Source organism: Serratia aquatilis, from assembly GCF_044865145.1.
Taxonomy (GTDB): Bacteria; Pseudomonadota; Gammaproteobacteria; order Enterobacterales; family Enterobacteriaceae; genus Chania; species Chania aquatilis.
In genome coordinates this window covers 998151-1011785 of the sequence record NZ_CP173186.1, presented here as the reverse complement: position 1 = coordinate 1011785, position 13635 = coordinate 998151, and the positions used below count along the sequence as shown (strand labels likewise).

General features: G+C 52.7%; 13 protein-coding genes. 4 read left to right on the top strand and 9 right to left on the bottom strand.

Annotated features, from left to right (window positions below):
* Positions 1–136 precede the first annotated feature (136 nt).
* The 4 genes from SAQUA_RS04595 to phnW form a co-directional block, all read right to left on the bottom strand.
* Complete coding sequence (locus SAQUA_RS04595) at positions 137–673, bottom strand: hypothetical protein (protein WP_380676064.1); 537 nt, start codon at positions 671–673, stop codon at positions 137–139.
* A gap of 238 nt (positions 674–911) precedes the next feature.
* On the bottom strand, positions 912–2600 hold the full coding sequence (locus tag SAQUA_RS04590; RefSeq protein ID WP_380676066.1) for an endonuclease/exonuclease/phosphatase family protein: 1689 nt from the start codon (positions 2598–2600) through the stop codon (positions 912–914).
* A gap of 476 nt (positions 2601–3076) precedes the next feature.
* Positions 3077–3886 carry a phosphonoacetaldehyde hydrolase gene (phnX, locus tag SAQUA_RS04585; protein ID WP_380676068.1) on the bottom strand — a complete coding sequence of 270 codons (810 nt, stop codon included), beginning with the start codon at positions 3884–3886 and terminating at the stop codon, positions 3077–3079.
* 129 nt (positions 3887–4015) lie between these two features.
* On the bottom strand, positions 4016–5158 hold the full coding sequence (gene phnW / locus SAQUA_RS04580; protein WP_380676070.1) for a 2-aminoethylphosphonate--pyruvate transaminase: 1143 nt from the start codon (positions 5156–5158) through the stop codon (positions 4016–4018).
* 176 nt (positions 5159–5334) lie between these two features.
* Here phnW and phnR point away from each other — a divergent pair, with 176 nt between their 5' ends.
* The 4 genes from phnR (at position 5335) to SAQUA_RS04560 (ending at position 10092) form a co-directional block, all read left to right on the top strand.
* Positions 5335–6042 carry a phosphonate utilization transcriptional regulator PhnR gene (gene phnR, locus SAQUA_RS04575; RefSeq protein ID WP_380676072.1) on the top strand — a complete coding sequence of 236 codons (708 nt, stop codon included), beginning with the start codon at positions 5335–5337 and terminating at the stop codon, positions 6040–6042.
* Positions 6043–6141: 99 nt separating this feature from the next.
* Positions 6142–7158 carry a putative 2-aminoethylphosphonate ABC transporter substrate-binding protein gene (locus SAQUA_RS04570; protein WP_380676075.1) on the top strand — a complete coding sequence of 339 codons (1017 nt, stop codon included), beginning with the start codon at positions 6142–6144 and terminating at the stop codon, positions 7156–7158.
* Positions 7159–7312: 154 nt separating this feature from the next.
* The gene (locus SAQUA_RS04565) at positions 7313–8377 is read left to right on the top strand and encodes a putative 2-aminoethylphosphonate ABC transporter ATP-binding protein (RefSeq protein WP_380676077.1); all 1065 of its coding nucleotides are present in this window, start codon (positions 7313–7315) and stop codon (positions 8375–8377) included.
* Positions 8374–10092 (top strand): putative 2-aminoethylphosphonate ABC transporter permease subunit, encoded by a 1719-nt coding sequence (locus SAQUA_RS04560; protein WP_380676079.1) that lies wholly within the window; start codon positions 8374–8376, stop codon positions 10090–10092. The genes SAQUA_RS04565 and SAQUA_RS04560 overlap by 4 nt, the downstream gene beginning before the upstream one ends.
* 443 nt (positions 10093–10535) lie before the next feature.
* On the opposite strand, the gene SAQUA_RS04555 is transcribed toward SAQUA_RS04560, so the two are convergent.
* From SAQUA_RS04555 to SAQUA_RS04535, 5 genes are all read right to left on the bottom strand, one after another.
* Positions 10536–11321 carry a hypothetical protein gene (locus SAQUA_RS04555; RefSeq protein WP_380676080.1) on the bottom strand — a complete coding sequence of 262 codons (786 nt, stop codon included), beginning with the start codon at positions 11319–11321 and terminating at the stop codon, positions 10536–10538.
* 195 nt (positions 11322–11516) lie between these two features.
* Positions 11517–12053 carry a fimbrial protein gene (locus SAQUA_RS04550; protein WP_380676082.1) on the bottom strand — a complete coding sequence of 179 codons (537 nt, stop codon included), beginning with the start codon at positions 12051–12053 and terminating at the stop codon, positions 11517–11519.
* A 10-nt stretch (positions 12054–12063) separates the two neighbouring features.
* Positions 12064–12543: a fimbrial protein gene (locus SAQUA_RS04545; RefSeq protein WP_380676084.1), complete on the bottom strand. Its 480-nt coding sequence runs from the start codon at positions 12541–12543 to the stop codon at positions 12064–12066.
* A gap of 10 nt (positions 12544–12553) precedes the next feature.
* Positions 12554–13069 carry a fimbrial protein gene (locus SAQUA_RS04540; protein ID WP_380676086.1) on the bottom strand — a complete coding sequence of 172 codons (516 nt, stop codon included), beginning with the start codon at positions 13067–13069 and terminating at the stop codon, positions 12554–12556.
* A complete protein-coding gene (locus SAQUA_RS04535; protein ID WP_380676088.1) occupies positions 13066–13596 on the bottom strand; it encodes a fimbrial protein in 531 nt (176 codons plus the stop codon). The genes SAQUA_RS04540 and SAQUA_RS04535 overlap by 4 nt, the downstream gene beginning before the upstream one ends.
* Positions 13597–13635: the final 39 nt, after the last annotated feature.

Genomic DNA, 13635 nt, shown 5'->3' with positions numbered 1-13635 from the left:
TATACTCGTCATACTTCAAGTTGCATGGATGTTGGCTGCGCCCGTTCGCACCAGTCACATAGTGGGCTATGCTCCTGGCGACTCTCGGACTTGCCGCCTACATGCAACTCGAATTATTTTGAGTATATCAACAGGCTTACAGCCAGAAACGCGGGCTGATGTCGTCAAAATCATGTAAATGAACGGTGATTTGTTCACTCTCTACCAGTACGACACCATATTGCGCAGGTTCGTGGCTTCCGGGAACCTTGCCTTCTGCTTTCAGGTCCAGTGCAACCTGGTGATTGGTACCGCGCAGCGTAGAAAATGAAATCCCTTGCCATGAACCACTGGTTACGATGAACAGATAGAGCAGCGTGTTTGCCATCGACTGGCGAAACACCGGATCGCTCCACAAGCTGATGTAGTTGTTCACCCCTACCCAATTCAGCGTAGGTGCACCAAATTGCCAGTCGGTCAACGATACCAAAGCCACCGCCGCCAGCGGCAAGACCAGCAATGCCATCAACAACACGCCGGATGGAGTGATAAGCAGCAAGAGCTGCGAGGTGTTGATACGCGGCGAACCGACGAAGCGCGCGACCTCCAACGTCGCTGGTGTGCGATAAATTTCCTGCGGAGTGCCCAACTGCAGCACCTTGCCTTCACGCATCAGAGCGACGCGATCAGACATCGACATCGCTTCATGCTGGCCATGGGTTACTAGGCTGGCCGCTTATTTGGTCCACCAAACCTCGCGGCTCACGCCTTGCCCTGCACGCAAATGACCGCCAGCGGCGCTCGCGTGCAATTAAGGGACACAGCCTAAGAACAATTCGAATTATTTTGGGTATAGCGTACCGCACGCAAGAGATACGTACGGTACGGCAGGCTCGGTGTTAAGCCCAAAATTACCCGATCAATTCAGGTTTTCAATCAAGCTGACTAACGGTAAGCGTCTTGGCATCATAATCGAGATCAAATTGAAACAACCCCGCCTGTTCGCTCTCAAACAGAAAACCTTCATCACTGTTCTCAACCAACGTCACTGGTGTGAATAATTCGAGCCGTTTTCCCGCTAGAGGGCTCCCCAAACTGAATAAATGGCCGGTACGATCTGTCAAATACAGCCGATGAGCCTTAAAATCCGCTTGCGGGTCTTCTTGTGCGGCCCCCAACAAGGTCACCAGCCGGTATTTCCCACCCTCCAAGTGCTCAAAGCGATTGCCTCTATATGTTTGCTTACCTGTATGGCTACCAACCAGATAGAGTTGATATGGTGCACTGCCTTCAGTCTGCTCTGGCTGTCGGTCCGCTAACCCAAACTGCGCATAGACACCGGTATGATCGGATACACGCCCAAAAGCACCCTGCGTAAACACGCGCTGGCTCTGCCTGACTTCAAATGGGCTGTCATCATTCATCACCAGAAAATCAATCCGTTTACCGACGTCACCGCTCCAGCCATCTATCGTTCCCCCAATGGTCGGGTCAAGTAAGCCATCCGGGTTTGCCAGGGCATACTGCTCAGAATACCCGGTACCATTGGTAATAAATTGCTGCTCTTTCGTCGCTGCAACCTGATTAAAATCCCCACAAAACAGCGTATTTACATTCTGCGTTTTGAGTTCTTTATCCCAGGCAGTGAGGCGGTTGAACTGGCCTTGGAAAGGTTCTTCATCATCATTCCACCAGCCCGCGTGAATTGAAAATACGTCTAACTGACCTAAACGAGAACCAAGATCAATCTGAGCCATAGGGATATTACGTGACTTCCAGAAAGTACGCGTACCATTACTGACATCGCTGATATAGCGGGAATCTTTTTTAATGATTGGGTGTCTGGATAGTACTGCGGAGCCTTCCATCCAGACATCCCAGCCAAAATGGGACCAATCCATCACAAAATCATACTGCTTATTGTCGAGCCTGGAGAGGATCTGCCTGACCATGTTGCTGTCCGTCGCACCGAATTGCACAGTTTCCAGATCGTCTCTCTGCTTACCATGCCACTCCCCGACCTCCTGTAGGCATACCACATCTGGGTTAAGTTGATTAATCGCCGCCGCTACTCGGTCGAACAACACGCCGTGCTGGTTCACTCGCTCCATCGCCTGACTGTCTGTCAGGTCAGACTCTTTAACACCCGGTGTCTTGAACTCCTGGTAGGTGTGCAGGTTGACACTCAACACCGTAAAACTCTCAGCAGCGTTATCACTCGCGGGATTAGCGGTAAAAAGCAGACCATTTTTCACCCATACCTGCTCGGCACTGCTACGAAAATTTTCTGCAGGGTCTCCTTCATTTTCACACTTGTAATGAGAGCCTGAATAACATCCCTGGGTCGCACCAAGGTTAACTATTCCGCTGTCGCCCTCAAACGCGAACTCCAGCTTGTCCGCCTTAACCATTGCCGACCACCAGCCCTCTTCATTCTTTGTCATGGCAAGGCGCTGAAACTCCGCCTCGGCAGGATTGCTGCGATAAATTAATTCTCCATGGGTCCAATCGGGCATATAAACATGTACGGCCATAGCGTGAGAAACTTGTGGCCATTCCTTAGTGCGCGCTTTCTCGGGTTCTGAATCAGCGTTGTCACACCCCAAAAGCGATAAGCTCATTGCTACAACCAGAGTTAAGTTTATTATTGCTTTCTTAATATGCCTCATGACCTCTTCCTATTTTGATTTTACTGGCAAAATCCCTGATGAATTTGCCTAAAGCAAGGTCAATATTACAGGCTATTAGGCTGTGTCCCTTAATTGCACGCGAGCGCCGCTGGCGGTCATTTGCGCACAGGGCAAGGCGTGAGCCGCGAGGTTTGGTGGACCAAATAAGCGGCGAACAACGCCGCAATGCGCGCAAATGGCCCCAGCCCGAAGGGTCGCGCCCCAAAAGCCCGTTCTCTGCGTTGTCGGGCTTGAACAGAGGGCCACTCTGCCCTTCACCCTCCGCCTTGATAACGGGCTTTTGGGTCTGCGACGGCACCACGGGCAATTAAGGGACACAGCCTAGTTTCAGGCTTATTGCTCCGCGAAATGTACTTAATGGAAAAACGCCTGAATTAACCCGTCAGGCGTTGCTAAAAACAGGTCTTTCAGGGCCTTTCTCCATTTTTTAAACGGCCATTAATATCGGCGATCACACTCTGAATATCCGCGAGCGTATCGATAACATAATGTGCCCCTGCCTGTTGCAGTTTATTCTTGGCAAGCACTCGCCGAGCTGCGACTTCCTGCTCACTCATTGCCTGATATTCGTCCCAGGTAGCGCCAAACTCGTTGCCGGAAACCGCCAACCCTACCGTCCACATGCCAGCATTAAGCCCCTCGGTAATACCCGGCACCGCATCATCTACCTTGATGCAGAGATGTACTGCATCAATGCCCAGTTCAATGACATTGGCAAGCGCCATCCAGGGCCCAGGGCGCCCCCCTGCTTTCAGATCATCAGTCGCTACCCAGTGATCAGGTTGGTAACCCAGTTTTGCAGCAGCAGGCACCAGCGCCTCCATTACCTGACGGGGATATCCGGAGCAAGAACCAATACGCATCCCCTGCTGGCGGAGCATTGCCAGCGCCGGCAAAACGCCTTCAATAGGAGTAGCAAAGCGGGTAACTGCCTCAATTTGTAACGGCATAAAGGTGCGATAGATATGATCGACTTCTTCTTTGCTCATCGGATGACCAAAACAAGCCTGCCAACGGCTATCCACCGATGGCAAACGCCCCAACGCTTCAATATGATCCCATTTTCCCAACCCCATCGGCTGGCGAGCTTCATCCAGGCTAACCGGGAAATCGTAGGCGCGCGCGAATGCTTCGACAAAGATAGAAGTAGGGGCAAACGAACCAAAATCGACCACGGTGCCAGCCCAATCGAGGATCAGCGCTTGTACACTAGACATGGAAATACTCCTGTTAAACAGTGGGTTCAATCTGGCGCAATGCCAGATCAAGAATAGAGATGGCAAACGCTCCCTTGCCAGGTTTTGGTTGATGTGCCAACCCATCGCCGGGGAGCATTGCGGGTTGCCTTATCGGCTACCTTCCAGCCAGTAGCAGGCCTGCTCCATAGCGGCCAGCAACTGGCGGATTTGCTGCGGTGTAACATTGCCGATATTACCGATGCGAAAACACTCTGCCTGTGAAACTTTGCCGGGATAGATGACAAATCCCAGTGCCTTGAGGCGCTGATAAAACTCGGCAAAGCGGTAATCTGGATCGGATGGGGAGTAGAAGGCGGTGATAACAGGTGATTGCCACGCTGTGGGTAATAACGGCGTAAAACCAAGAGATTGCATTCCAGCCACCAGCGTGCGCTGATTTTCCTGATAACGTTGATGGCGGGCATTAATTCCCCCCTCTTCGTCCAACTCACGCAAAGCCTGTGCAAAGGCCAGTACGGTATGGGTCGGGGAGGTAAAACGCCATTTGCCACCCTGTTGTTCCATAGTTTGCCACTGGGCATGAAGATCGAGAGATACTGAACGAGCTTGACCAGCACAAGCCGCCAAGGCAGTGCGGTGGGCAATAACGAAACCGAAGCCCGGTACCCCCTGAATGCACTTGTTGGCTGAACTGATAAGAAACTCGATGCCAAGACGCCCGATATCAAAAGGAATGCCACCAAAACTGCTCATCGCATCCACGATCAGACGAATACCATGGTATTGACAGAAGGCGGCCACCTCCTCCAGCGGATTGAGCATGCCGGTGGTGGTTTCACAGTGGACGATTGCCAGATGGCTGATTTCAGGGTGTCTTATTAAAAGCTCCTCCAGATCCTGTATTTCCGGGCGAGCCGTTTCGCCACAATCGAGCACCCGGTGGTTCACCCCCAAACATTGAGCCATCTCAACCATACGGGCACCGTAGGCGCCGTTATTGACAATCAGCAGGCAGTCTCCCGCATTCAATGCCGATCCCAATACGCTCTCCACCACATAGCTGCCGCTCCCTTGTAGCAATACAGCGCTGTAGTCAGCGGTAAATTGCTCGGCTGTCGCAAGGCGCACCAGTTCACGGCGAATAGGTTCCACCACGCCAAGGTTATAGTCAGTATCCCAGGTACAGCTGTCTTGCAACATGGCGGCACGCACGGAAGCCGTGGTCGACAGAGGTCCTGGAGTCAACAACAGATAATCAACACAAGCAGATGCGGCAGGAATGTGGGTCATAATAGCTCTCTTTTTGGTATATACCAGAATGCCATTATTGTGAGTAAATTGCTGCCTAAGGTCAAAGGGTGTACCCACCGTGCAACAAAAGATTCATATACCCACCCAATGATCGGGTAATCTGTCTCTTTCACCGTGCCTGCCGTTGTTGGTCTTTACCAAAATAGAGGATCACTATGATCAAACCACAATACCTGCAAATCAAGGATGCTCTCATAACCCAGATCCAGGCTGGCGGTTTGTCCGCCAATGACAAGCTCCCCTCAGAGCGTTTGCTGGGCGAACTCTATGGCACTACCCGAGTCACTATCCGAGAAGCCCTGGTTCAGTTAGAAGCTAACGGCCTGATTTATCGGGAAGACCGCCGTGGCTGGTTCGTCACTCCCCCGCGTTTTCGGCTTAATCCGCGACATACCTCCAACTTTCATCAGATAGTGCGTGATCAGGGTGGCGAGCCACACACCGAGCTATTGGAAAAGAGCCGGATCGCCGTTCCTCCTCTACTGCTGCCACGACTTTCACTCAAACCTTTTGATAGCATATTCCTGCTCAAACGGCTGCGTTTTGCCAATGACCGGGCGATCTGTTATTGCGAAAACTACTGCCTGCCGGAACGCGTTCCCGGCCTGCTCGATCTCGACCTCAATGGCAGCCTGACCGAACTTTACCAGAGCCATTACGGCATCCATTACGCGCGCATGCAGGTCACCTTTTATCCCACCGCGCTACCGGATGAGGTTGCTCACCAGTTGCGAGCCACTGCGGGCCTTCCTGCACTGCGTCTTGAACGTCTCAACTTCGACCAACATGGCCAAGTACTCGACTTCGATCTCGAATACTGGCGTCACGACAGCCTTGAAATCGATGTGGACACTCAGGATTGAGCTCATCAAGCTGTCATAATTTTGTCACAGAGTTGTCACGATAATCCCCTAGCCTTTCTCCAGTAAAATCTGGTTTATACCAATTCCACTGGAGAAAAAATGAAACTGGGAACCCCTTTGCTAATCGCAGCCATGCTGGCCACCACAGCGCCCACACTGGCCAACACGGATCTGACCGTTTATACCGCTTTCGAACCCGAGCAACTTGCCGAATTGAAAAACGTCTTCGAACGCCAGCACCCAGATATCAACATCAAGTGGGTGAGAGATTCGACCGGTGTGATCACTGCTCGTTTGCTGGCAGAAAAAAATCGGCCCAAAGCCGATGTCGTATGGGGGTTGGCTGCAACCAGCCTGATGCAGTTGGATCAGCAAAAGATGCTGGCGGGCTATGCTCCTAAAGGGCTGGATAAACTCGATAACCGTTTTCGTGACAGCAGGGCACAGCCCCACTGGATTGGGCTGGATGCCTTTTTCAGTGCTATTTGCTTTAACAAAGTAGAAGCTGAAAAACAGGGGATCCCGGTCCCCACCCGTTGGGCTGACCTGACCAAGCCGATCTACAGAGGTAAAGTGATCATGCCAAACCCCAATTCCTCTGGCACCGGATTCCTGAGCGTCGCTGGCTGGTTACAGACCATGGGCGAACAGCAAGGCTGGCAGTTTATGAACGAGTTGCACCAAAATATCGATCGTTATACCCATTCGGGGTCGGCCCCCTGCAAACTGGCCGCTAGCGGCGAAACTGTGATCGGTATTTCGTTTGATTTCCCCGCCACCAACCTTAAGGCCAAGGGTGCCCCTATCGAAGTAATATTCCCAAGCGAAGGCTCGGGCTGGGATATGGAGGCCGCCGCGATTATCAATGGCACCACCAAGCTGGACGCCGCGCAACAATTGCTTGATTTTGCCGCAACTGAACAGGCCAACGCGCTATATAATAAGTCATTTGCTGTCGTCGCTATCCCACAGGTAGCAAAATCCCGTGCAGGCTATCCGACCGATATCAACAGTCAGATGATCAAAAATGATTTTTCCTGGGCCGCCCGTGAGCGCAACAACATCCTGATCCGTTGGGCCAGCAACTTCGATGGTAAATCCGAAGTTAAACAGTAAATTACCTCTCTATTGCAAAGGCTGAGCATTATCAGCCTTTGCTTTCCGCTTCAACTCTGCTGATGCAGCTTAACCAAACCGTCATTTTGCATTCATTTCTTTTTCATGTTTAAAAAACATATTGGTATATACCAAAAAAATAACGAGTCTGACTATGACCCAGCCATATCTGGATATCAAACACCTTAATAAACACTTCGGGACCTTTCAGGCTCTCAAGGATATCTCTCTGACGATCGACCAAGGGGAGTTTGTCTGTTTTCTTGGCCCTTCAGGGTGTGGCAAAACCACCTTACTACGAGCCATTGCCGGGCTTGAGCTGCCAGAAAGTGGTCAAATCTGGCAAGGGGGGCGAGACATTTCACTGCTCCCACCACAGCATCGGGATTTTGGTATCGTATTCCAATCCTATGCGCTGTTCCCCAATCTGACGGTAGCAGAGAACATTGCTTTCGGTCTGCAAAATCAGGGAATAGACAATAAGACGCTCGGGGAGCGAGTCGGCCATTGGTTAAATTTGATCGGCCTTACTGCACAAGCTCACAAATACCCGAGCCAGATCTCTGGTGGCCAACAGCAGCGCGTTGCTCTGGCCAGAGCATTGGCCCTATCTCCTGGATTACTGCTGCTCGATGAACCCCTGAGTGCTCTTGATGCACTGGTGCGCAACCACTTGCGTAGTGAGATCCGCGCCCTGCAACAGCAGTTGGGGATCACCACCATTATGGTGACCCACGACCAAGAGGAGGCACTCACTATGGCTGACCGCATCGTAGTCATGAAGCACGGCACTATCGTGCAGGTTGGCACGCCACAGGAGATCTACCACCATCCGGCAAGCCGCTTTGTCGCCAGTTTTGTCGGTAATATGAATTTTCTCGATACCTTGGTGCTAAATGCCAACCAGGTAAGCATTAACGAACATCCGTTGCCGCTGGCCAATCATGCCGCCACCGGCAGCACCCTGCAGGTAGCGATCCGGCCCGAAGCGATCAGCCTTGCTCCCCCAGAGCAACCGGGGTTACGGGCAAAGATCGAACAGGTAGAGTTTCTCGGAGCCGCCCAGCGCCTGATTTGCCAAGCAGAGACACTGATGGGCACACAGCGGTTGCTGGTAGAGCTCTCCAACGATGAAGGCCACGAGTGGCGCAGCGGTATGAGCTGCTCCCTGCACTGGCCAACTCAAGCTATGCAACTGTTCTATGGGGAAGCCGCATGACACATTCTCCCCTGACAACGTTACCGCGTTATTCACTCGGGCAGCGGCTGTGCAGCGGCTGGAGTCTGGATAAGGGCATCCAGTTGGCCCTGCTACTGCTGGGGATGGCGTTATTCGCTGGCGGACTGTTGTTCCCGGTGCTCTATATGCTGCAAAAAAGCCTACAGGACAGTGATGGTACGTGGATTGGCCTCGCCAACTTCCGCGATTACCTCTCCACCCCCTCACTGGGGCGCACCATCGGCAATACGCTTTGGCTTGGTTTTCTGATCACGCTATTAGTGACTACGATTGCCTTTGGTTATGCCTATGCCCTCACCCGCACACGGATGCCAGGTAAATCCCTGTTTCGATTAATCGCTCTGGTTCCTCTGCTGATGCCCTCGCTGTTGCCTGCCATCAGCTTGGTTTACTGGTTTGGTAACCAGGGGATCGCCAAAGGGTTATTAGGTGACCAGAGCATCTATGGCCCTATTGGTATCGTTCTCGGTCTCGGCTTTTGGTGTTTTCCCCACGCCCTGATGATCCTGATCACCGCCCTCAGCCACAGCGATACCCGTCTCTATGAGGCAGCCAGAGTGCTCGGTAGCCCCGCCTGGCGCACCTTTATCACCGTGACGTTGCCAGCCGCCCGCTATGGCCTGCTCAGCGCAGCGATTGCCGTCTTCACCCTTACGATTTGCGATTTTGGCGTAGCCAAGGTGATCGGGGGGCAATACAGCGTGCTGGCTACGGATATCTATATCCAAGTGGTCGGGATGCAAAACTTCTCTCTAGGGGCGGTGACCAGCGTGCTCCTGTTACTGCCGGCACTACTCAGTTTTGCCCTGGAGCACCGGGTACGCAGTAAGATGCAGGAACAGAGCAATAGCCGAGCGATCCCCTATCAACCGACTCCGCATCGGCTGCGGGATCTGCTGGCTCTGCTGTGGTGTAGCCTGTGGGCTCTGTTATTTCTGGCGCTGGTTGGGATGGCTATCTACGGCTCGCTGGTGCAATTCTGGCCTTACAAACTCACCCTGACGCTAGAACATTATGCTTTTGACAGTAACAGCGTTTACGGCTGGCAACCCTTTACCAACACGCTCAAGCTAGGTGCGTTTACCGCCATCAGCGGTACGGTGATCATCATGATCATCGCTTGGGTGCAAGAAAAAGGGCGCAACTTCGCTCTGTTGCGTCAACTGATACACCTGCTTGCCATGCTCTCGCTGGCGGTACCAGGCATTGTGCTGGGTCTGGGTTACATCTTCTTTTTCAACCGTGCCGACAGCCTGCTTGGCGGCCTGTACGGAACCTTGCCCCTGATGGTGCTGTCTTGCGTAATCCACTACTACACGGTAGGCCACATGACAGCGCTGACCAGTCTGAAACAATTGCCCAAAGAGCTGGAACTGGTTGCCATGTCCCTCCGAATTTCGCAGTTCAAGATGTTCTGGCATATCACTTTGCCAGCATCACTGCCCGTTTTACTGGAGATCTTTATCTATTTGTTCGTCAATGCCATGACCACAACATCAGCGGTGATATTCCTCTACTCCAGCGACAGCGTACTGGCTTCGATCGCGGTGCTTAATATGGAAGATTCTGGAGATACCGCTGCCGCTGCCGCCATGGCTACGCTGATATTGCTAGCCGCCGCCAGCGTCAAACTCATTCAGCTTGGCCTCAGCCGCACCCTACTGGAGAAAACCCAGCGTTGGCGTCAGGGATAATGTCAGTGACAAAATCCTATCGCTCCATTCCATAGCGGCCGAACATGCTAATTACACGCTTGTAACGAGAACGATTATTGTCAATTTGTCGCAACATTGAAGTAGGACACTAGGCTGTGTCCCTTAATTGCCCGTGGTGCCGTCGCAGACCCAAAAGCCCGTTATCAAGGCGGAGGGGGAAGGGCAGAGTAGCCCTCTGTTCAAACCCGACTTTACTTCGAACGGGCTTTTGGGGCGCGACCCTTCGGGCTGGGGCCATTTGCGTGCATTGCTGCGTTGTTCGCCGCTTATTGGGGCCACCAAACCTCACGGCTCACGCCTTGCTCTGCGCGCAAATGACCACCAGTGGCGCTCGCGTGCAATTGAGGACACAACCTAATACAGTGGCTAATTTTAGTTGACCACTACAGTTTTAATTTCCTATACGTCAAAGAGGACGTATTTCACTCCAATGACATAATAATAATCGCGTTACCACTGATGAAACCTGCCGTTGGGTTTGTAGAGGATAGCGTCGATTCCACGTTGACAACTTTTGTATTATTTATAGACATAGCCGGTGGGGTAGACTGCCCATCTATTGTTATTTTGGATTTAACACCGTGTCCTAAATCTACTGTTGGTGTAAGACTCTCCAAACTGACAAGAACTGCTCGATCACAAGATATGCTTACTGATGCCGTTTTTGTAAGACCATTAATCTGATCGATGTTGATCGGGCCATAGTTGATATTCGCCGTGGCATCGATCGAACACTGAGCGGGTGATAACGAGGCAATAACACATGATGATGGCTGGATGTCTTGCCATGCGCTATTACTACCCCAATTGAAGTGACTCTGGTTTGTCACAGCCATACAGAAGAAAAAGTTTTTGCTGGCCAGTTGGCTCACTTGCATACTTATCGTCGATGCACCAAATTTAGCAATCCATTTTTGTCCGAGTTGTTCCCAAGTATCTCCATATGTTCCTATAACTGAATGGATACCATAAGCTTGGCATCCATTTAGACCGGTCATACAGAAAACCGGTCCATAATATGCAGGATCTCCCACCCTCCCCCAATCAACCGGTGAAGCAAACGTTAGAGGTAGATCGCCTATCTCTGCGTTTACACGACTTGTATTACTCGCATATGAGATCGTCTCCATGGTAAATCGAGTGACGTAAGGCGCTGCGTAAGCCATATTCACTAATAAAAAGGTCAGCATGATAAGTAAGGAACGCATTCTTTGTTACACCTATTAAATATTTATTGTTGCAGCCACGTGCAAAAACCATTCATCCCATAATCACCATGCGCAATATCGTCGAGCATGGAAAATGCACTTTGTCAAAAAGACTCGTGGCACCTGGCACAGCGTGAAATACCCCGGCCGTTATCTGAAGCATCCATCGGTGACGGCTTCCCAGCTCCGGTATTCTTATTGGTACTCCAGTGCAAACGTCGCCGTCGCCGTAAACGGACCGCGCACAATACTCCGGCTCGCCTGCGCTGCAGGCTCTGCACGCACATACGCCTTCAAGGCTATCACCATGTTGCCCGGCGTCAGCGGGGTCGAACTGCCCTGAACATTGAGCGGCAATGCCTGCCCACCGGCCGTCTCCATCCCTATCGCCACACCACTCGCCGCACTGGCCGCATCCAGCGCCAGCAATCCTGGCAACTCCGCGCTCTCGGTGCCTGTAAATGTCAGCTTCACTCCGGTCATCACCGACGTGTCACAGTCGTCCAGGTGCAGCGTAAACGGCCGGCTGGGCGTCCGTGTGTCGCTGTACAGGTACTTGTCTATCACCGAGCCAAAATCCAGTGACTGCGCCTCGTCACCCGACCGTAACGTACAGGGCGCGTTCACCAGCGCCCCCTTGAACGCTAGGTTATCCGCCGCCTGCGCGGCAGAACTCACTAGCAGGACCGCCAAGAGCAGTTGTGGCCGCCAGACTTCGTGCCATTGCTTCATCGTCACTCTCCTATTGGTACTCGGCAAGCAGCGTTGCCTTGGCCGTAAACGCCCCCGGGCTCGGCGGTTGCGCCGGGTCAGAGACCGGGACCGCCGTCAGCACTGGCGGATTACTCAGGTTAACCGTTATCGGGGTATTTAGGGTAAATCCCTGTCCCTCCTGCTTCAGGAGAATACCCAAGCCGGGCACATCGGTCTGGATGGCCGCACCATTGAAAAGCGTCTGCGTACCGTTGACGCTCAAACGCACGGTACCTGGCACACTACACGCTATCTGGTAGGTAATAGGCTCGCTGTAACGTACCCCGTCAATGTTGCGGATAATCACCCCATTACCAAAGTCCACTTCAATCAACTTACCGTTGTTGATGCTGCACGGCAGCGCCTCCACTAACGTCCCGCTAAAATCCACTGGGACCGCCAGGGCACCGCCCATCAGGGTTCCGATCAGACTCAACCCCATCGCCAGGGAAACCGTCTTGACACTCATTGTTCACCCCTCACTGGTAATCCACCAACAGTGTGGACGCCGCCGTAAACGGGCCTCCACTCAAGGTGCTGCCCGTAGCCTTCACCGGTACCACCGTCAGAACTGGACGCGCGGGATAGGTAAAGTCGAACCAGGTGTTCATCGGCAATTTGGCACCGTTACTGCGCAGCTCCAGGCCCAAAGCCGCTTTACTCGTCGTGAGCACCGTGGTGTCAAAACCTGCCCCCGTTCCCTTAAATTGCAGTTTCAGAGCATTGCTCGATGCACCGGTACAGTCCAGCGTATAGGTGATGGGCTGCTCGTAATTGCTTCCGTTCACCCGCCCGGTCAGCAACTCATTACCGAAACTCACCGCGATGGCCGCGTTGCTATTGAGTTCACAAGGAGGCGGTACCACCAACGTGCCATAGAAGTAGCTATCAATGGCCAATGCCGGTACCGTGATACCCTGTATGCTCAAATACAACAGGACAGGTAAAGCCACACGGTTCCCCCCTCGTTTCGGGTTTTCTCTTGCCGCTGTCATAAAACCTCCATCTCCAACGTTGCAGAGGCACCAAAAAATCCTCCCGGCAATGTCGCTCCTGGCCGTTTCACCGGCACCGCCTTGATGGCCGGCGGCGTAGCGGAATACGCAAAGGTAAACCACGCCCCTAGGTTCAATGCACTATTGTCCGGCCGCAGCAACTTTATCCCCAGATCCGGGAAATTGGTCGCCAACACGTTACTGTCAAAGGAGTTACCGCCCCCCGTACGCACAAACCGTAAGCGTAAGGTAGACGGGTTTCCGGTACAGGACATCGTAAAAGAGACGGGTGTGGCATAGTTGCTGCCGTTAATAAGGGTGGTCTGCAGGTTATTGCCAAAATCCACCTCAATCTGGTTGTTGACGTTGCCAACCACATTACAGGCCGGACCAGCAAGTACCGTGCCCGTGATGTTGACCGTCAGTACGTTGCCCGCCTGCACCATCGTGGGAAGCAGGGCTATCAGTACCGCACCAATCATCGCGGACTGGCGCACTTTATTGCCGGACTGTTTTCTCGTTTCCATGATTGCCCCTCGTGCTTCCGTTAGGGTTGGCCCCTGCTC